The organism is Aurantimonas marianensis (assembly GCF_024195285.1).
Lineage (GTDB): Bacteria > Pseudomonadota > Alphaproteobacteria > Rhizobiales > Rhizobiaceae > Aurantimonas > Aurantimonas marianensis.
Map to the genome: position 1 here is coordinate 1 of NZ_JALHBS010000058.1, position 17,923 is coordinate 17,923.

Annotated in this window: 17 protein-coding genes and 1 pseudogene; 3 read left to right on the forward strand and 15 right to left on the reverse strand. The window is 63.3% G+C overall.

Annotated features, from left to right (window positions below; genetic code table 11):
- From MJ956_RS10375 to dusB, 4 genes and pseudogenes are all read right to left on the reverse strand, one after another.
- A pseudogene (locus tag MJ956_RS10375) lies at positions 1 to 725 on the reverse strand (PAS domain-containing sensor histidine kinase); the annotation flags it as partial.
- Between the two features lie 143 nt (positions 726 to 868).
- Complete coding sequence (gene ntrC, locus MJ956_RS10380; protein WP_253964394.1) at positions 869 to 2,317, reverse strand: nitrogen regulation protein NR(I); 1,449 nt, start codon at positions 2,315 to 2,317, stop codon at positions 869 to 871.
- 10 nt (positions 2,318 to 2,327) lie between these two features.
- Positions 2,328 to 3,470: a two-component system sensor histidine kinase NtrB gene (locus tag MJ956_RS10385; RefSeq protein WP_253964395.1), complete on the reverse strand. Its 1,143-nt coding sequence runs from the start codon at positions 3,468 to 3,470 to the stop codon at positions 2,328 to 2,330.
- 3 nt (positions 3,471 to 3,473) lie between these two features.
- Positions 3,474 to 4,742 carry a tRNA dihydrouridine synthase DusB gene (dusB, locus tag MJ956_RS10390; RefSeq protein WP_341482716.1) on the reverse strand — a complete coding sequence of 423 codons (1,269 nt, stop codon included), beginning with the start codon at positions 4,740 to 4,742 and terminating at the stop codon, positions 3,474 to 3,476.
- Between dusB and MJ956_RS10395 the strand changes: the two genes are divergently transcribed.
- Both MJ956_RS10395 and MJ956_RS10400 read left to right on the forward strand, forming a co-directional pair.
- Positions 4,683 to 5,876, forward strand: a complete 1,194-nt coding sequence (locus MJ956_RS10395) for a bifunctional 2-C-methyl-D-erythritol 4-phosphate cytidylyltransferase/2-C-methyl-D-erythritol 2,4-cyclodiphosphate synthase (protein ID WP_253964396.1) — start codon at positions 4,683 to 4,685, stop codon at positions 5,874 to 5,876. The two genes, dusB and MJ956_RS10395, sit on opposite strands and share 60 nt — an antisense overlap.
- Positions 5,873 to 6,382, forward strand: a complete 510-nt coding sequence (locus MJ956_RS10400; RefSeq protein WP_253964397.1) for a CinA family protein — start codon at positions 5,873 to 5,875, stop codon at positions 6,380 to 6,382. The genes MJ956_RS10395 and MJ956_RS10400 overlap by 4 nt, the downstream gene beginning before the upstream one ends.
- Here MJ956_RS10400 and MJ956_RS10405 read toward each other — a convergent pair.
- The 10 genes from MJ956_RS10405 to MJ956_RS10450 all read right to left on the reverse strand — a co-directional run bounded on the left by MJ956_RS10405 (position 6,367) and on the right by MJ956_RS10450 (position 15,455).
- Positions 6,367 to 6,849 (reverse strand): type II toxin-antitoxin system RatA family toxin, encoded by a 483-nt coding sequence (locus MJ956_RS10405; RefSeq protein WP_253964398.1) that lies wholly within the window; start codon positions 6,847 to 6,849, stop codon positions 6,367 to 6,369. The two genes, MJ956_RS10400 and MJ956_RS10405, sit on opposite strands and share 16 nt — an antisense overlap.
- A gap of 12 nt (positions 6,850 to 6,861) precedes the next feature.
- Positions 6,862 to 7,836 carry a lipoyl synthase gene (gene lipA / locus MJ956_RS10410; RefSeq protein WP_253964399.1) on the reverse strand — a complete coding sequence of 325 codons (975 nt, stop codon included), beginning with the start codon at positions 7,834 to 7,836 and terminating at the stop codon, positions 6,862 to 6,864.
- Positions 7,837 to 7,878: 42 nt separating this feature from the next.
- On the reverse strand, positions 7,879 to 8,139 hold the full coding sequence (locus MJ956_RS10415; protein WP_253964400.1) for a GlsB/YeaQ/YmgE family stress response membrane protein: 261 nt from the start codon (positions 8,137 to 8,139) through the stop codon (positions 7,879 to 7,881).
- Between the two features lie 124 nt (positions 8,140 to 8,263).
- Positions 8,264 to 9,718, reverse strand: a complete 1,455-nt coding sequence (gene lpdA / locus MJ956_RS10420) for a dihydrolipoyl dehydrogenase (RefSeq protein ID WP_253964401.1) — start codon at positions 9,716 to 9,718, stop codon at positions 8,264 to 8,266.
- Positions 9,711 to 10,406, reverse strand: a complete 696-nt coding sequence (locus MJ956_RS10425; protein ID WP_253964402.1) for an SGNH/GDSL hydrolase family protein — start codon at positions 10,404 to 10,406, stop codon at positions 9,711 to 9,713. The genes lpdA and MJ956_RS10425 overlap by 8 nt, the downstream gene beginning before the upstream one ends.
- A 9-nt stretch (positions 10,407 to 10,415) precedes the next feature.
- Positions 10,416 to 11,819: a pyruvate dehydrogenase complex dihydrolipoamide acetyltransferase gene (locus tag MJ956_RS10430; RefSeq protein ID WP_253964403.1), complete on the reverse strand. Its 1,404-nt coding sequence runs from the start codon at positions 11,817 to 11,819 to the stop codon at positions 10,416 to 10,418.
- A gap of 13 nt (positions 11,820 to 11,832) precedes the next feature.
- Positions 11,833 to 12,315, reverse strand: a complete 483-nt coding sequence (locus MJ956_RS10435) for an SRPBCC family protein (protein ID WP_253964404.1) — start codon at positions 12,313 to 12,315, stop codon at positions 11,833 to 11,835.
- 4 nt (positions 12,316 to 12,319) lie between these two features.
- Positions 12,320 to 13,762 carry a pyruvate dehydrogenase complex E1 component subunit beta gene (locus MJ956_RS10440; protein WP_253964405.1) on the reverse strand — a complete coding sequence of 481 codons (1,443 nt, stop codon included), beginning with the start codon at positions 13,760 to 13,762 and terminating at the stop codon, positions 12,320 to 12,322.
- 11 nt (positions 13,763 to 13,773) lie between these two features.
- A complete protein-coding gene (gene pdhA, locus MJ956_RS10445; protein WP_253964406.1) occupies positions 13,774 to 14,892 on the reverse strand; it encodes a pyruvate dehydrogenase (acetyl-transferring) E1 component subunit alpha in 1,119 nt (372 codons plus the stop codon).
- A 254-nt stretch (positions 14,893 to 15,146) separates the two neighbouring features.
- Positions 15,147 to 15,455 (reverse strand): FtsB family cell division protein, encoded by a 309-nt coding sequence (locus tag MJ956_RS10450; RefSeq protein ID WP_253964407.1) that lies wholly within the window; start codon positions 15,453 to 15,455, stop codon positions 15,147 to 15,149.
- A 154-nt stretch (positions 15,456 to 15,609) separates the two neighbouring features.
- Here MJ956_RS10450 and MJ956_RS10455 point away from each other — a divergent pair, with 154 nt between their 5' ends.
- Complete coding sequence (locus tag MJ956_RS10455; protein ID WP_253964408.1) at positions 15,610 to 16,530, forward strand: formate/nitrite transporter family protein; 921 nt, start codon at positions 15,610 to 15,612, stop codon at positions 16,528 to 16,530.
- A 64-nt stretch (positions 16,531 to 16,594) separates the two neighbouring features.
- On the opposite strand, the gene eno is transcribed toward MJ956_RS10455, so the two are convergent.
- Positions 16,595 to 17,875 carry a phosphopyruvate hydratase gene (eno, locus tag MJ956_RS10460; protein ID WP_253964409.1) on the reverse strand — a complete coding sequence of 427 codons (1,281 nt, stop codon included), beginning with the start codon at positions 17,873 to 17,875 and terminating at the stop codon, positions 16,595 to 16,597.
- Between the last annotated feature and the right edge of the window lie 48 nt (positions 17,876 to 17,923).

Here is a 17,923-nt window from a genome sequence, read left to right on the forward strand (position 1 = left end):
CGCACGGTATAGAGGTAAACGTTCGCAATCTGCCGCAGCTTGATGATCGCGCCGACAAGGTTGGTGACGCCGGGGGGAATGAAGACGAGATTGCCTTCCGCGGCCTGTTTCAGTGCATCGGCCGGGGGAACAGGAAGCGGCCGCTCGACCGGGATATCGGCCTCCAGAAAGGGTGTGCCGTCCGGCCGCAACAGCTGTGCTCCCAGCAGCGAACGTCCCCTGGCCTGATCCGTCATCAGATTCTGGAAGCCGGTCGGGTCGAGGCCGAACAACCGCCGCTGCTGATCCAGATCGTAGGCCATTGAAAGGGTCGAACCCTGAAGGTTGCGGGCATTCTCATTGACATAGGCACGCGCCACGCTGATCGAGGATTCGACGATCGTGCGGGTGCGGATCTCGAACCAGCGATCAAGGCCGAGATCGAGCGTGATACCAGCCACGATCGCCACCAGCAGGGCCGGCAGCGCGGCGACGATGGAAAACAGCAGGACGATGCGAACGTGCAGGCGCGACGCGGCCTTTCCCTGCCGCCGCGCCCGGACCATGCGCATGACTTCCCTGCCTATCAAAAGGCAGAGGATCAAAACGAAGGCGCCGTTCACCACCGTCGCAATCGTCACGATCGTGTCCGTCGGGGCGATCGGCGTCAGTCCCATGAGGACGACGAAGGAAATCCCGCCCGTCACCAACGCGCCAACAACCGCCAGAAGGCCGGGAACGAGCATAAATCGCCGCCGTTCCAACAGGAACGGAACCTCGCTTTCTGTTTGCACCGGGTGAGACGTCATGATTCGCCGCAAATGATGATCACGTTGCTCCGCCGCAACGGATTGTGTCTAATCTGCAACGAAACACAGCAGATATCCAGTTATCTGATCGAGCGGACGACCGAAATATCGAGATCGCGAATTTTCTTTCGCAGGGTATTTCGATTGACGCCCAGAAGTTCGGCCGCTCGCACCTGGTTTCCGCGCGTCGCCGCGAGAGCTGCCGCGATCAGCGGGTATTCCACATCGCGCAAGATCCGGTCATGCAGGCCCGGCGGGGGCAGCCCTTCTCCGAAAGAGGCGAAGTAGTCGGCGAGATAACGTTCCACCGCCGCGCTGAGATCAATTGGCCTGCCGCGATCGTTCTCCATTGCCGGGGAGCTGGCGGCATCATTGGATAATTCGTGCTCGACCAATTCGGCCGTTATCTCATCTTGCGGATAGAGCGCCGAAAGGCGCCGAACCAGGTTCTCGAGCTCACGGACGTTGCCTGGCCAAGAGTAGCGTCGCATGACGTCGAGCGCGCCTTGGTTCAGCGTTTTTCGCGGCAGCCCCTCCTTCTCCGCCCGGGCGAAGAAATGCCGCGCGAGATCGGCCAGATCCTCGACGCGCTCGCGCATCGGCGGCAGCCGCAGAGGCACGACATTGAGGCGATAAAAAAGGTCCTCGCGAAACAGCCCACGGCTGATCAACTGGCGCAGATCCTTGTTGGTGGCGGCGACGATGCGCACATCGGTGGCAATCGGTGTGCGCCCTCCCACGACAGTGTATTCGCCCTGTTGGAGCACCCGTAGAAGTCGGGTCTGCGCTTCCATCGGCATGTCGCCGATCTCGTCGAGAAACAGCGTCCCGCCCTCGGCTTGCTCGAAACGGCCGCTGGTGCGCGCCTGCGCACCCGTAAAAGCACCCTTCTCATGGCCGAAAAGCTCGGATTCGATCAGCTCGCGCGGGATGGCCGCCATGTTGATGGCGACGAACGGTCCTTTGCGCCGCCGTCCATAATCGTGCAGCGCACGGGCTACGAGTTCCTTGCCTGTGCCCGATTCGCCCGTGATCGTCACCGTGAGATCGGTCTGCATCATCCGGGCGAGCGCGCGGTAGATGTCCTGCATCGCCGGCGAACGCCCCACCAGCGGCATCGAATCCTGGAGTTCTTCCGGCGGCGCGCCCGCCTGGGCACCGGGCCTCGGCTCGGACAGCGCCCGGCGGACGATCGCGACGAGTTCAATCAGATCGAAGGGCTTGGGAATATAGTCATAGGCGCCTTTCTCCGATGCCTTGATCGCCGTCATGAAGGTATTCTGAGCGCTCATGACAATCACCGGAAGGTCAGGTCGTGAGTTCTTGATCCGCGGCAGCGTGTCGAAGGCGTTGCCGTCCGGCATGAGAACATCGGTGATGACGAGATCGCCCTCGCCCGCCGAAATCCATCGCCACAGCGTTGCGATGTTCGAAGTGACGCGCACCTCGAATCCGGCGCGCATCAGGGCCTGCGAGACCACCGTGCGGATCGCGGAGTCATCGTCGGCGACGAGGATCTGCATACTCATTCACGTGTCCTCAGATTTCCGTTCCGACAGGCAGATCGTGCTCGCCGGGCGTTCGCGCTTCCCGCCACGCGGGCATCAGAACGCGGAAGATCGTGTGCCCGGGCTGCGACTCGCATTCGATGACCCCGCCATGGTCGCCGACGATCTTCGCGACAAGGGCAAGTCCGAGACCGGAGCCACTCGGCTTGGTCGTCACGAAGGGATCGAAGATGTGTTGACGGATGTCGTCCGGAACTCCGGCGCCGTTGTCCTCGACAGCGAATTCCAACGGCAGGGTGACGCGGCTCTTGGTTCCGGGAACCGAAAGGCGAACGCCGGGCTTGAAGGCCGTCGAAAGGCGAATTTCGCCCCCGTCACGATCACCAACGGCTTCCGTCGCATTTTTCAGCAGATTGAGGAAGATCTGTACAAGTTGATCCCGATTGGCCAGGACCGCCGGCAGCGACGGGTCATAATGTTCGGCAATCTTGATATTGCGGGCAAAGCCGCTTTTGCCGAGTCTCTTTACATGCTCCAGGACAGAGTGAATGTTCACTGCCGATCGTTCGACCGGGCGCTGGTCGGAGAACACCTCCATTCGGTCAACAAGCTTGACGATGCGATCGCTCTCCTCCTGGATCAGCCGGGTCAGTCCCCGGTCATCGTCGCTGGCCGAGGTAGCCAGAAGTTGCGCCGCGCCCTTGATGCCGGACAGAGGATTGCGGATTTCATGCGCCAGCATGGCCGCGAGGCCGGTGACCGAACGGGCGGCGGATCGGTGCGTCAATTGGCGGTCCATCTTTTCCGCGATGGAACGCAATTGGATCATCACCACGACCAAGTCGGGTTCGTCCGGCAGGTTCGAGACGTAGAGGTCGACCAACCGTTCGCCGCCGAGGCGCGGCGACGAGTGGTCGACCCGATACTCGCTGATCCGCCCCTGCTGCTGCCGGACCTGCTCGATCAAGGCGAAGAGCGGGCTGTCCTCCGGCACGAAGTGCTGAATCCGCCGCTTGGCGAGATAGGTCATTCCGGCTGAAAAAAATTGTTCGGCATCGGAGTTGGCGAAGCGGAAATAGCCGTCGCGATCAAGCACGACGATGGGGTGCGGCAAGGCATTGAGGATGCGCGTGTGTTCCGGTGCCACGGCGGGGAAATCGAGTGGGGTCGTCACAGGTCACGCCGCATCGCTAAAGAGATCGTGCTGGAAGGTCGGCTCCACATCGCAGAGGCGTGCGTCGCCAAATAGGCGCCGCAGGCGCGCAACGATGACGGCCGGCTCACGACCCGCCATAACCGCCGCCCTATCCGCCGCCGTGATAGGCCCGACGCCAACGCCGAAACGGTCGAGGTACCAGCCCAGATGCTTGCGCGCATGGCGGATGCCGACATTCAAGCCGTAATGGGCCAGCATCATATCGTAATGCTCCTCGACGAGATCGGACAGTTGAATGGCGGACAACTCCCTCAAGCCGACACCGCCGGCGAGAAGCCCGGGCAACCATGGCCGTCCCTGCGCCCCGCGACCGACCATGACGGCATCGGCACGACTCGATGACAGCATCGGTTCCAACTGAGCGAAATGAGCGAGGTCGCCATTGGCGACCACCGGAACCCCGACGGCGTCCCGCACCGCCGCGATCGCGGGCCAGTCGGCGTTTCCCTCATAGAAATCGGCCCGGGTTCGGCCGTGTACGGTGATCATCCGGACGCCCGCCGCCTCGGCCCTCGCCGCCAATTCGGGAGCGTTCATCGAGGCGCGATCCCAACCGAGCCGCATCTTCAGCGTCACCGGAATGTCGCCGGCGCCGGCGACGGTCGCCTCGACGATCCGCAGGGCGAGATCAGGCTCCCGCATCAGGGCCGAGCCGGACAATCCGCCGACGACCTTTTTCGCCGGACAGCCCATGTTGATGTCGATGATGTCGGCGCCGAGCTCCGCCAGCCGTTCCGCCGCCAGGCGCATCCACCGCGGATCGCGGCCAGCGAGCTGGACGGCATGAAGGCCGGCCCCGTCCCGCATTGCACGCATCGCGCTCGCGTCGCATCCTTTGACGAATTCGCCGCTGGCCACCATTTCGGATACAACAAGCCCCGCGCCGAATCGGCGCGCGAGACGACGAAACGCCACGTCGGAAATGCCTGACAAAGGTGCGAGGAAGACGCGGTTGTCTAGGTGGTTCGACCCGATCGACAGCGGTTGATCGATGCCGAGCGGGGGAACCCACGAGGCGAGGATTTCCGAGCTCTTTCCAGGATGTGCCGATTTTCGCATCATTAAACTGCACTTTATAGAGGCGTGCTCAAATGACAAGCATTTTGCAGTTGCGAAGTCATCTGCACCTGTGATCAGGACTGGGACAACAACACAAGGGGGATTGCCGGAATGAGCTCCACAGTCGCGGCGATCGTCGTCGCCGCGGGACGCGGCGAGCGGGCCGGCCAATCTCACGAAGGGCCCAAACAATATCGCTGCATCGCGGGACGATCCATTCTCGCTCGCACCGTCGAGCGACTTCGTTCGCACCCAGCCATTGCCCGCCTCGTTCTGGTCATCCACCCCGACGATAGAGACCTGCTGCGCAAAGCTCTCGGAACCGAGGGCGACGACGACCTGCAAATCGTCACCGGCGGCCCCACGCGCCAGGAATCAGTCCGTCTTGGACTGGCTGCGCTGGCCGAAACGCCGCCGGATCGCGTCCTGATCCACGATGGCGTCAGGCCCTTTGCCAACGCGGCGCTGATCGACCGGACGCTCGCGGCTGTCTCCGATATGGCCGGCGCCATCCCGGCGCTGCCCGTCGCGGAAACACTGAAACGTGTCGCGGACACGGAATGGATCGTCGCGACGGTCGACCGGCGGCGGCTCTATGCCGCCCAGACGCCGCAGGGCTTCCCCTTTGGCCCGATCCGCGACGCGCACGACCAAGCCGCCCGGTCCGGCCGCACCGATTTCACCGATGACGCATCGATTGCCGAATGGGCCGGATTGGCCGTGCGGCTCGTCGACGGCTCGCCCGACAATGTAAAACTCACGACCGCGCGTGATATCGCCTTGGCGGACGAACGATTGAGGAGTGCCCCGGGCATGATCGATGTCAGAACCGGCAATGGCTACGACGTCCATCGGCTGGTCGAAGGCGACCATGTGACCCTGTGCGGCGTGCGGATAGCCCATGATCGCGCGCTGTCCGGACATTCCGATGCCGATGTCGGGCTGCACGCGCTGACCGACGCCTTGCTCGCCACTTGCGCGGCGGGCGACATCGGCGACCATTTCCCGCCCAGCGATCCGCAGTGGCGGGGCGCGCCCTCGCATATCTTCGTCGCGAAGGCTGTGGAGATCGTGCGCGGCAAAGGCGGACGAATCATGAATGCCGATGTGTCGTTAATCTGCGAGGCGCCGAAAATCGCGCCCTATCGCGAGACGATGCGAAGGGCGATCGCGGAGATGACAGGGATCGGCCTCGACCGCGTCTCGGTCAAGGCAACGACAAACGAAACGATCGGCTTCGTCGGACGGCAAGAAGGCATCGCGGCGATCGCGACGGCGAGCGTGGCTTACGGAGAAAGCGTGTGACGGAACACGCGGGCGAGATCGTCGGCAAGGCCCGTCGGGTCATCGAGGCCTACGCCGCGCTCGGTCTGAAGATCGCCACCGCCGAGTCCTGCACGGGCGGGATGATCGCGGCGGCGTTGACGGATATCGCGGGGTCGTCGGCCGTTTTCGAGCGCGGGTTCGTGACCTACTCGAACGAAGCCAAGATCGCGATGATCGGTGTCGATCCGGCAAGTCTGAGGGCTGACGGCGCCGTCTCGGAAGCCGTGGCGCGGCAGATGGCTGAAGGCGCCCTGCGGGCCGCGGACGCGGATGTCACCGTATCGGTCACCGGCATCGCCGGCCCGGCTGGCGGTTCCGCGGCAAAACCCGTGGGTCTCGTGCATTTCGCTTGCGCGCGTGGCGGTGTGACGCGACACCTTGAAAAACGCTTCGGCGACCTCGGCCGTTCGGCCATCCGGGGCGCCAGCGTCAGCGTCGCGCTCGATCTGTTGCTGGAAGCGGTGAGAGATCAGCCGGCCTGCTGAGAACCGGCCGCGCGAGTGTCGAGACCATAGATCGCATCGGCGCGCTCCTCGAACGCCTGGGCGAAGCGGCGAAAGGCATAATCGAACATCGACCCCATCAGCAGGCCAAGCGTCCGGCTCTTGAACTCGTAATCGATGAAGAAATTCACGTCGCAGCCACCGTCGCTGGCCGACTCGAAAGTCCAGCGGTTGTCGAGATAGCGGAACGGGCCGTCGATATATTTCACGTCGATCCGGCGTTCGGCGGGCTTGAGCAAGACCTGGGTCGAGAAGGTTTCCCGAACCATCTTGTAGGCGACGGTCATGTCCGCGACGAGCAACGTCCTGCCATCTTTTTCGCGCCGCGAGCGCACAACCAATTGCTGGCAAAGCGGCAGGAATTCGGGATATTTTTCGACATCCGCGACGAGCGCGAACATTTCGTCTGGGCTATGGCGCACATGGCGCGTCGTCTCGAACTTTGCCATGGTTCCGCAATATTAGGCTGCGGCTTCGCGGGCAAGGCGCGCCGCTTTGAGTCGGTCGAAATCTTCGCCGGCGTGATGCGACGAACGGGTCAGCGGGCTGGACGCAACGACAAGGAAGCCTTTCGCCAGCGCCACGGTCTCAAACGAAGCGAACTCTTCCGGTGTCACGTAGCGCATCACCGCGTGATGCTTCCTGGTCGGCTGCAGATATTGCCCGATGGTGAGGAAATCGACGTCGGCCGTCCTCAGATCGTCCATCAATTGCAACACTTCGTTCCGCTCCTCGCCGAGGCCGACCATGATGCCGGATTTGGTGAACATCGTCGGATCGAGTTCCTTCACCCGCTGCAAGAGCCGGATCGAATGGAAGTAGCGGGCACCGGGCCTGACCGTCAGATAGTTCGACGGCACCGTTTCCAGATTATGGTTGAAGACATCGGGCTTGGCGGCGACCACCGCTTCGAGCGCGCCCGGCTTGCGCAGAAAATCCGGTGTCAGGATCTCGATCGTCGTTCCGGGCGCGATGGCGCGGATCGCGCGAATCGTCTTGACGAAGTGTTCCGCGCCGCCGTCGGCCAGATCGTCGCGATCAACCGAGGTGATAACCACATGGGCAAGCCCCATCGCCGCAACGGCGCGGCCGACGCTCTCCGGTTCGCTTTCGTCGAGCGCCTTCGGCAGACCCGTGGCGACATTGCAAAAGGCGCAGGCACGGGTGCAAATCCCGCCCATGATCATGAAGCTCGCGTGCTTCTTTTCCCAGCACCCGCCGATATTGGGACAGCCAGCCTCCTCGCAGACCGTCACGAGATTATTGGAGCGGGTGATCTCGCGGGTTTCGTAATAACCCTTGGACACCGGCGCCTTGACGCGAATCCAGTCCGGTTTCGCCAAACCTGCCGCCTGGTCGGGACGATGGGCTTTTTCGGGATGCCGCGGCCGGGGAGCCCCCCCGGCCGACCGGCGATTATCGAGTACAGTTACCATAGGGCCAATCTAGGTCCCGCTGCCGTTGCGTGCAAACGGTTCCTAGGCCCTGCGACCGCGAAACATCCGGAAAATCGCGATCAACAAGCTGGCGCCAATGAAGCCAATAACAAGGTAGGCGAACCATCCGGTGAAGCCGAGATTGAATAACGCCAGAATGGCGTTCAGCACAACGGCGCCCACAATTCCGAGGATAATGTTCATGAGGAGCCCCATGTCGCTCTTCATGAATTTCTCGGCAAGCCACCCCGCCAAGCCACCGATAATGATCGCCGCGATCCAGCCAACACCATTTATTTCCATGTCACGCTCCTATCAATGAGACTACTGAACTGAGAAATTGGGCCGCGAATCCTTGCGGCAAGATACGATAGAAACAAAAATTTCGGCTGAAACTATCGCGCTGGAACGACGTTATAGAGAGTTGTCACATGTGGATCACGCGGCCATAAGCGTCGAGTACGCTTTCGTGCATCATCTCCGAAAGGGTCGGATGCGGGAAGACGGAGTGCATCAGCTCTTCCTCGGTGGTCTCGAGGCCCATGGCGATGACGAAGCCCTGGATGAGTTCGGTCACTTCCGCGCCAACCATATGCGCGCCGAGCAGCTCGCCGGTCTTGGCGTCGAACACGGTCTTCACCAGCCCCTCGGGCTCGCCCAGCGCGATCGCCTTGCCATTGCCCTTGAAATTGAAGCGACCGATCTTGACCTCGCGGCCGGCCTCCTTGGCCTTGGCCTCCGTCAGGCCCACCGAGGCGACCTGCGGCTGGCAATAGGTGCAGCCGGGGATCTGCGTCGTCTTCATGGGGTGGACGTCCATCCCCTTGATCTTTTCGACGCAGATCGTGCCCTCATGCTCTGCCTTGTGGGCCAGCATCGGCGGTCCGGCTACGTCGCCGATCGCATAGATCCTCTCGACATTGGTCCGGCCGAAACCGTCGATCCCGACGATGCCGCGCTCGATCGCCACGCCGGCTTCCTCAAGCCCCAGGCCCTCGATATTGCCCTGAACGCCAACGGCCGAGATCAGTCGCTCGGCCTTCAGTGTCTCGGTCTTGCCTCCCTTGGCCTCGACGGTCACCTCGACGCCCTGCCCGGATTTCGTCACCTTCGACACCTTGGCGTCGGTGAGGATCTTGAGGCCCTGCTTCTCCAGCTGCTTGCGGGCGACCCCGGCAATCTCGGCGTCCTCGACCGGCATGATCTGCGGCAGGAGCTCGACGACGGTCACCTCGGCCCCCATCGTGCGGTAGAAGGAGGCAAATTCGATGCCGATGGCGCCCGAGCCCATGACGATGAGCGATTTGGGCATCGCCGCAGGCTTCATCGCCTCGAAATAGGTCCAGATGCGATCGCCGTCCGGCTCGATGCCCGGCAGAACGCGCGGCCGCGCGCCGGTGGCGACAATGACGTGCTTGGCCTTGTAGGAGCCCTCCCCGAGCACGCCCTTGGGCACCGGGTTCTGCGGCTCCACAATAGGCTTCGTCATCTTGCCGACCGACACTTCGACCGGCCCGCCCTCCCCGGCCTTGGCGATCTTCGCCTCGCCCCAGATCACGTCGATCTTGTTCTTCTTCATCAGATAACCGACGCCACCGTTCAGCTGCGCCGAAACGCCGCGCGAGCGCTTGACCACGGCGGCGATGTCGAAACCGGGCTTGGCGATCGTCAACCCGTAGTCCTTGGCGTTCTCGGCATAGTGGAAGATCTCCGCCGAGCGCAGGAGCGCCTTGGTCGGGATGCAGCCCCAGTTAAGGCAGATGCCGCCGAGATGCTCACGTTCGACGACGGCCGTCTTGAACCCGAGTTGCGCTGCCCGGATCGCCGCGACATAGCCGCCGGGACCGCCGCCGATGATCAGGATGTCGTAGGTGTCAGCCATGTTTCGTCTCCTCACTCGGATGAGATTGGGCAGGCGAGCCGTCGGCGGCTCCGCGCAAAATCGCTGTCACCGGCTCGACCAAGGCCTCGCCCAGAGCGCGCGTGTGTGTCGCGTCCAAATGGACGCCGTCGAGTGAGACGGTTTCGCAGACCTCCGCCGCATCAAAGACCGCGCAGCCATATTCCTCGCCGACCTTGGTGATGGCCGACCGGAAATGCTGGGATTCCTCGACGCCGTCGCCGAACAGCAGTGCGAAATCCGGCTCCATGGTTTCCGAAAAGGTCGGGGGCGCGACAAGCAAGATCTTCGGTGCTTCATAGCCGCGCTGATAGGAAAAGGTCTGGATGATCTCGACGATGCGTTCCAAGCCCTGTCGCGATTCGAACACACGACCTCCGCCGGTGTGACGCTTGAGATCGTTGGTTCCCAGAAGCACAATGACGAGATCGAGCGGCTGATGCGCGCCGAGCGCCGTCGGCAGCGTCTTCACGCCGTTGCGCTCGACCGCGACGGTATGATCGTCGAAGGCCGTCGTACGGCCGTTCAGTGCGTCGGTGATGACGACAAAATCATCGCCGAGCGCCTTGGCGAGCACGTTCGGCCAGCGGTCGTCGAAGGCGTGGCGCAGGCCGGTTTCGGAGTCGTAGCCCCAGGTCAGCGAGTCGCCGTAGCAGAGGACGGTCTTCATCGCCCCCGCCTAGACCAGCATCGACATCGGGTTCTCGATCAGTTGCTTGAATGCCGCCATGAGCTCGGCGCCGAGAGCGCCGTCGACCGCCCGGTGATCGGTGGATAGCGTCGCGCTCATCACCGTCGCCACGGCGACCGCGCCGTTCTTCACCACCGCCCGTTGCTCACCGGCTCCCACGGCCAGGATCGTCGCATGCGGCGGATTGATCACGGCGGAAAAATCCTTGATGCCGAACATGCCGAGATTGGACACCGCCGTGGTGCCGCCTTGATACTCTTCCGGCTTCAGTTTGCGCGCACGGGCGCGCTTGGCCAGATCCTTCATCTCGTTGGAAATCGCCGAGAGGGTCTTTTCCTCCGCCCGCCTGATAATCGGTGTGATCAGCCCGCCCTCGATCGAAACCGCCACGCCGACATCGGCATGCTTGTGCTTGAGCATCGCCGCCTCGGTCCATGAAACGTTGGCGGTCGGCACCGCCTTCAGCGCCAACGCCATCGCCTTGATGATCATGTCGTTGACCGACAGCTTATAGGCGGGACGGTCGCCGGCCTCGCCCGTGGCCATCGGCGCGGCATCGTTGAGCTGTTTGCGCAACGCCAGCAGCGCGTCGAGTTCGCAGTCGATCGTCAGATAGAAATGCGGGATCGTCGTCTTCGCCTCGACGAGGCGCTTAGCGATGGTCTTGCGCATGCCGTCGTGCGGCACCTTGTCGTAGGAGCCTTCTTCGAAGAGCTTGAGGATGGACTCGTCGCTGGCGGCCTTGGCCATCGGCGCCGCCGCGGTTTCGACCGGCGCCGCTCCTTTTTCGGCCGGGGCTACTGTCCTGGCGCCCCCCTTTGCCACGGCTTCCACGTCGGCCTTCACCACCCTGCCGTGCGGACCGGAGCCTTTGACGGTGCCGATGTCGATCCCGGCGTCCTTTGCCAGCCGGCGCGCCAGCGGCGAGGCGAAGACGCGCTCGCCCTTCGCGCCATCCGCCGCCGCCTTGCCTCCACCTGAAGCCCGGCTGCCGGCACGCATTGCGGCGTCCTTCGCATCAGCCTCAGAACCTGTCTTCGCCGCGTCGGCTCGCGGATCGGCTTTGATCGCGCCGGCCTGCCCGTTGCCCTGCGGCGCCTTAGCCCCACCCGAGGCGCCCCCGCCAGCCGCGGCGTCCTCGGCGCTCTCGCCGTCGGCGGCGAGGATGGCGATGATCTCGTTGACCTTGACGCCCTCGGTACCGGCCGCGACGACGATCTTGGCGAGGGTGCCCTCGTCGACGGCTTCGACCTCCATTGTCGCCTTGTCGGTCTCGATCTCGGCGATGATGTCGCCGGAGGACACCTGATCGCCTTCCTTGACCAGCCATTTGGCGAGGTTGCCCTCCTCCATGGTCGGCGACAGCGCGGGCATCGTCACATTGATCGGCATCCGGAACGTCTCCTCAATGGCCCTTACGCCGGGCGTCGTGTTCTTTTGCGTAGGCCGCCAGCTTGGCGGCATGCGCCGACCAGCCGTCGCGATGGTCCAGCAGCAGCGAGGCCCGCACGGCGTCCGGCGCCGCGTGCCAGCCCTGATGCTCGATCGTAACGCGCGTGCCACTGCCCCGCTGTTCAAGCGTCACCGAAACCACCGTGTCGAAGTCCCAGTCCTCGTCCGCCCAGACCATGACGAAGCCACGCGGCGGATGATAGGCGGTGACCTCGGCGTACGTCGTCCGCTGTCGGCCTGACGGGTCCTTCCAGGGCTCAACGAAGCGACCGCCGAGCCTCGGCTCAAATTCTATCTCGTCACGCCACCAACTCTTGAAGCATTCGGGCTCGGTCAGGCACTCCCACACCGAGGCCGGCGAGACGTCGACATCCTGGACGATCACGAGGCTGTCGCCAGCCTCGTTCGATCCGATCGTCGCGGTCTCGCCGGGCATCGCGTCAATCCCGATAAGTCACGGACTTGACCGCGTCGATCACTTCCTTGACCGACGGCAGCGCCAGTTTTTCCAGGTTGGCCGCATAGGGCATCGGCACATCCTTGCCGCAAATCTTCAAGACCGGCGCGTCGAGGTGATCGAAGGCACGGACCATCAGTTCGGACGCGATGTGCGAGCCGATAGAGCCCTGCGGCCAGCCCTCTTCCACCGTGACGCAGCGATTGGTCTTCTTCACGGAGCGCACGATCGTATCGATATCCATCGGACGAATGGTGCGCAGATCGATGATCTCGGCGTCGATGTCCTCCTTGGCAAGTTCCTCGGCCGCCTTGATCGCATAGGTCATGCCGATGCCGAAAGACACGATGGTGACGTCGGCGCCCTTCCTGTGGATGCGCGCCTTGCCGATCGGCACGGTCCAGTCGTCGATCTTCGGAATGTCGAAGGACTGACCATAGAGGATTTCGTTCTCGAGGAAGATCACCGGGTTGGGGTCGCGGATCGCCGATTTCAGAAGTCCCTTGGCGTCCGCCGCCGTGTAGGGCTGCACCACCTTGAGGCCCGGTATATGGCCATACCAGGCGGCGTAATCCTGGCTATGCTGGGCGGCAACGCGGGCAGCCGCGCCGTTCGGACCGCGAAAAACGATGGGGCAGCCCATCTGACCGCCGGCCATGTAAAGCGTCTTGGCGGCCGAATTGATGATCTGGTCGATCGCCTGCATAGCGAAGTTGAAAGTCATGAACTCGACGATCGGCCGCAACCCCGCGAAGGCAGCACCGACGCCGAGACCGGCGAAACCGTGCTCGGTGATCGGCGTATCGACGACCCGCCGCGCGCCGAATTCGTCGAGCAACCCTTGCGTGATCTTGTAGGCGCCCTGATACTCCGCCACTTCCTCGCCCATAACGAAGACCGTCTCGTCGCGGCGCAGTTCCTCGGCCATGGCGTCGCGCAGCGCTTCGCGCACCGTCGTCGCCACCATTTCGGTGCCTTCGGGCATCTCCTGGCCGAACGCGCCGGTATCGTCTTCCGGCTCGGGATGGACCTTGCCCTCGGCCGGCACGCGCCGCCCCGCCGCGCCTTCGGCCTCGGATGTCGAGCCTGTCGCTTCGGTTTCGCCCGCTCCGGCGTCGGCGCCCTGCGCGGCGCTTTCGGCGGCACCGCCGGACGGCGCGCCTTCTAGCGCACTCGAATCCTCGCCGTCGACCAGCAACAGCGCGATCGGCGTATTGACCTTCACGCCCTCGGTCCCGGCTTCGATCAAAATCTTGCCGAGCTTGCCCTCATCGACAGCCTCCACCTCCATGGTCGCCTTGTCGGTTTCGATTTCGGCGATCACATCGCCCGGCGCGACGTCGTCACCCTCCTGCTTGATCCACTTGGCCAGATTGCCCTCTTCCATGGTCGGGGACAGGGCGGGCATCAAAATTTCGGTCGGCATCGTCGGTCCCCTTACTCGGCCGCCTGCGGAATCTCGTCCGCGTAAATGTCGGTCCAAAGCTCGGAAACATCCGGCTCCGGATCGTTCTGGGCAAAGTCAGCCGCATCGGCGACGATTTCGCGGACATCCTTGTCGATGGCCTTCACGTCGTCCTCGGACAAGGCGTGGTCTTCCATGAGCCGGCGCTTGACCTGCTCGATCGGGTCGGACTCCGACCGCATCTTCTGAACCTCGTCGCGGCTGCGATATTTCGCCGGATCGGACATGGAGTGACCGCGATAACGGTAAGTCATCATCTCCAGGATGATCGGCCCGTCGCCCTTGCGGCAATGTTCGGCGGCCAGATCGCCCGCCGCCTTGACGGCCCGCACGTCCATGCCGTCGACCTGAATTCCCGGGATCTTGAAGGACAGGCCGCGGTGGGAAAAATCCGTCTCCGCCGAGGCGCGGTTGACCGAGGTGCCCATCGCGTAGCGATTGTTCTCGATCACGTAGATTACCGGGAGCTTCCAGAGCGAGGCCATATTGAAGCTCTCATAGACCTGGCCCTGATTTGCCGCGCCATCTCCGAAATAGGTCACCGCGACCGAATCCGTGCCATTGTAGCGGTTCGCGAAGCCGAGCCCGGTGCCGATCGAGACCTGAGCGCCGACGATGCCGTGTCCGCCGAAGAATTTCTTCTCCTTCGAGAACATGTGCATCGAACCGCCCTTGCCCTTGGAATAGCCACTGCGGCGTCCGGTCAATTCTGCCATCACGCCGCGCGCTTCCATGCCGGTCGCCAGCATGTGGCCATGATCGCGGTAGCCGGTGACGACCTGATCGCCATCCTTCAGGGCCATCTGCATACCCACGACCACAGCCTCCTGGCCGATGTAGAGATGGCAGAAGCCCCCGATGAAGCCCATGCCGTAGAGCTGCCCGGCCTTTTCCTCGAAGCGACGAATGAGCAGCATGTCGCGATAAGCCTGCAGTTCGTCATCCTTGGAAAAGGAGGCCGGCTTGGGCGGGTCGAAATGCTCGAGCGTCTTGACGATTTCGGCGGACGAGTCCGCCAGCTTACCCTTTGGTTGTGCGCTCGCTCCGCCCGCATCCTTCGTCGCGGGGGTTTTCTTCTGCCTGGCCGCCATAGTGCCTCCCGGTCTTGACCTGCCGACGTGCGGCCACAAATCCTCCGGTGAGTATAGACGGCGCGCAGCTGTCATCAAGCAACCCAAAACCGTTTAACTCGTTTTACGTTTAATTGCCGCTATGCAGCAAATTAACGTATCAAAAGTTAAATCGCTTCACCGTCGCGCATGTGGACTTGTGCCGGCGCCGAACGGGCTGGAGAGCCCCTTGCCGCGCATCGGCGGCGGTCCTGTAGCGAACGCATTCGCCGATGTCACCGAAGAATGACGATCTCGTCGTCGGTCGTCACATTGAGTGCCCGACGCGCGCGCTCGTCGATCATGTCGCGCTCCAGCGTTCCGTCGTGCAGAAGTTGCACACGCTGCTCTAGCCTCTCGCGAAGTCGCGTCACCTCATCGAGCTTGGCACCGCGCTCGGCCAGTTCCCGGCTCAATGCGGCCTTGGCCTCGAGGCTATAGCGTCCACTTTGGGCATGGATCGCGAAATAGGCCAGAAAGCTGACGGTGATCGCCGGCACGATCAACCGGCCAATATGGCTCTGCCGCTTTTGAATGGTGCGCATCTTAGCTCCTCGCGACCGCACCATCGCAGCCCGCGCTTAAGAGAGCGTAAACCAAGCGCGAAGCATGTCTTTTCCGGGCATATATCGCAGCCGGTATTTCCGCCGTATCGACCGTGCCCTAGGTTCCACGGTCCGAGCAACAGGCGGCTGGACAATGGATCGAGCGGATCATGAAGGCGTCGAAGGCGAACACGCGGATTCCGGCAAGCCCAGGCATTCGAACGACGCGACCGAGGAGCGGTTGGAACAAGAGGGCTCGCCGCTGAGCCATAGTGAGCGGCATCAAATCGAAGACCGGCTGAAATTGCGGCCGGTCGCCGTCTACGAGGGTGTTCGCCAGGAAGGCGAGGACGAACTTTCGCGTCCGATGAACAGCCTGTGGTGGTCAGGGCTGGCGGCAGGCCTGTCGATCGGCTTTTCGGTCTTCGCCCAAGCGGCGATCCGATCGAACCTGCCGGATACCGATTGGCGGCCGCTGATCGATTCCTGGGGCTACTCGGTCGGCTTTCTCATCGTCATACTCGGACGCCAGCAACTGTTCACGGAGATCACGCTGACGGCGACGCTGCCGGTCCTGGCCCGGCCGAGCTGGCGCGGACATTTGGCGCTGCTGCGTCTGTGGGCGATTGTTTTCACCGCAAACATGATCGGAACAAGCGTCTTTGGCGCGGCGATCGCTTTCGATATTCTCGGTCTGCCCGAGATATCCGAGGCGGCGATCGAAATTTCGCAGGAAGCCATCATGGAACCCGGCTTCGCTCATACGCTGCTGCGGGGCATCGCCGCGGGCTGGCTGATGGCGACGGTCGTCTGGCTCTTGCCATCCGCCGGCCGCTCCGGATTCCTGGTGATCGCGCTCCTGACCTATCTCATCGCCCTGTTTCATCTGGCCCATGTCGTTGCCGGCTCGGTCGAGGCGATGGCCCTGGTCTTTTCCGGTCACCTGTCGTTCGTCGATGCGGTCGCCGGCTTTTATGTCCCGGCCCTCATCGGCAACATTCTCGGCGGCGCGACGCTCTTCGCCCTGATCAGCTACGGCCAGGTCGCCGACGAACTGGACGAGAAGAAGAAATGAATGACGCGCCGGCGGATTTCTCCCGCCGGCGCCGAGAGTTGCCGATGTCGATGCGGCAGGCGGTTCAGCCGCGCCGGCGCAGGATCGAGCGGCCGGCATAGACGCCCTGGTCGCCCAGCTCTTCCTCGATCCGCAGCAGCTGGTTGTACTTGGCAAGCCGATCCGAACGCGCCAGCGACCCGGTCTTGATCTGGCCGCAATTCGTCGCCACCGCGAGGTCGGCGATGGTCGAATCCTCGGTCTCGCCGGAGCGGTGCGACATCACCGCGCTGTACCCGGCGCGATGGGCGACGTCGACGGCGTCGAGCGTCTCCGACAGGGTGCCGATCTGGTTGACCTTGACGAGGATCGAATTGGCGACGCCCTTGTCGATGCCCTCGCGCAAGCGCTCGGAATTGGTGACGAAGAGATCGTCGCCGACGAGCTGGACCGTCCGGCCGATCTGGTCGGTCAACGCCTTCCAGCCGCTCCAGTCGTCCTCCCCCATGCCATCCTCGATCGAGATGATCGGATAGGCGCCCGCGAGTTCCGCGAGATAGGCCGCCATATCCGTGGGAGACAGCTTCCGCCCCTCGCCTTCCAGATCGTAGACATCGTCCTTGAAGAATTCGGTCGCGGCGCAATCGAGCGCCAGGAACATGTCCTCGCCCGGCTTGTAGCCGGCCTTCTCGATCGCCCGCATGACGAAGTCGAGTCCGTCCGTGGCCGAGGCCAGCCCCGGCGCGAAGCCGCCCTCGTCGCCGACATTGGTGTTGTGGCCAACGTCCTTGAGCATCTTCTTGAGCGTGTGGAAGACTTCCGCGCCCATCCGCAGCGCCTCGCCGAACCGCTCCGCGCCGACCGGCATGATCATGAATTCCTGGAAGTCGATCGGGTTGTCGGCATGGGCGCCGCCATTGATGATGTTCATCATCGGTACCGGCAGGACATGGGCTGAGGCGCCGCCGACATAACGATAGAGCGACAGCCCGGAGGCATCCGCCGCGGCCTTGGCGACGGCGAGCGAGACGCCGAGGATGGCGTTGGCGCCGAGGCGGCTCTTGTTTTTGGTCCCGTCGAGCGAGCGAAGGGTCGCGTCGATGCGCATCTGGTCCTCGGCCTCCAGGCCGCCGATCGCCTCCAGGATCTCGCCGTTCACGGCGGCGACGGCCTTCTCGACGCCCTTGCCGAGATAGCGCGAACCGCCGTCGCGCAGCTCCACCGCCTCATGCGCGCCGGTCGAGGCGCCCGAGGGGACGGCCGCCCGTCCCATCGACCCGTCTTCGAGAATCACGTCGACCTCGACAGTCGGGTTGCCGCGGCTGTCGAGAACTTCACGTCCGATGATGTCGATAATGGCGGTCACGGGCCCACTCCGGTTGCACGTTTGCTCAGGAGGGCTCTTAGACGATGG

Bases quoted from the DNA above. Each gene is read 5' to 3' on its own strand.
- lipA (WP_253964399.1), bottom strand. From the start codon at position 7,836: ATGGTAACTGTACTCGATAATCGCCGGTCGGCCGGGGGGGCTCCCCGG.
- MJ956_RS10405 (WP_253964398.1), bottom strand. From the start codon at position 6,849: ATGGCAAAGTTCGAGACGACGCGCCATGTGCGCCATAGCCCAGACGAA.
- MJ956_RS10425 (WP_253964402.1), bottom strand. From the start codon at position 10,406: ATGAAGACCGTCCTCTGCTACGGCGACTCGCTGACCTGGGGCTACGAC.
- lpdA (WP_253964401.1), bottom strand. From the start codon at position 9,718: ATGGCTGACACCTACGACATCCTGATCATCGGCGGCGGTCCCGGCGGC.
- MJ956_RS10455 (WP_253964408.1), top strand. From the start codon at position 15,610: ATGGATCGAGCGGATCATGAAGGCGTCGAAGGCGAACACGCGGATTCC.
- MJ956_RS10430 (WP_253964403.1), bottom strand. From the start codon at position 11,819: ATGCCGATCAATGTGACGATGCCCGCGCTGTCGCCGACCATGGAGGAG.
- MJ956_RS10450 (WP_253964407.1), bottom strand. From the start codon at position 15,455: ATGCGCACCATTCAAAAGCGGCAGAGCCATATTGGCCGGTTGATCGTG.
- MJ956_RS10395 (WP_253964396.1), top strand. From the start codon at position 4,683: ATGAGCTCCACAGTCGCGGCGATCGTCGTCGCCGCGGGACGCGGCGAG.
- ntrC (WP_253964394.1), bottom strand. From the start codon at position 2,317: ATGAGTATGCAGATCCTCGTCGCCGACGATGACTCCGCGATCCGCACG.
- MJ956_RS10415 (WP_253964400.1), bottom strand. From the start codon at position 8,139: ATGGAAATAAATGGTGTTGGCTGGATCGCGGCGATCATTATCGGTGGC.
- pdhA (WP_253964406.1), bottom strand. From the start codon at position 14,892: ATGGCGGCCAGGCAGAAGAAAACCCCCGCGACGAAGGATGCGGGCGGA.
- MJ956_RS10440 (WP_253964405.1), bottom strand. From the start codon at position 13,762: ATGCCGACCGAAATTTTGATGCCCGCCCTGTCCCCGACCATGGAAGAG.
- MJ956_RS10435 (WP_253964404.1), bottom strand. From the start codon at position 12,315: ATGCCCGGCGAGACCGCGACGATCGGATCGAACGAGGCTGGCGACAGC.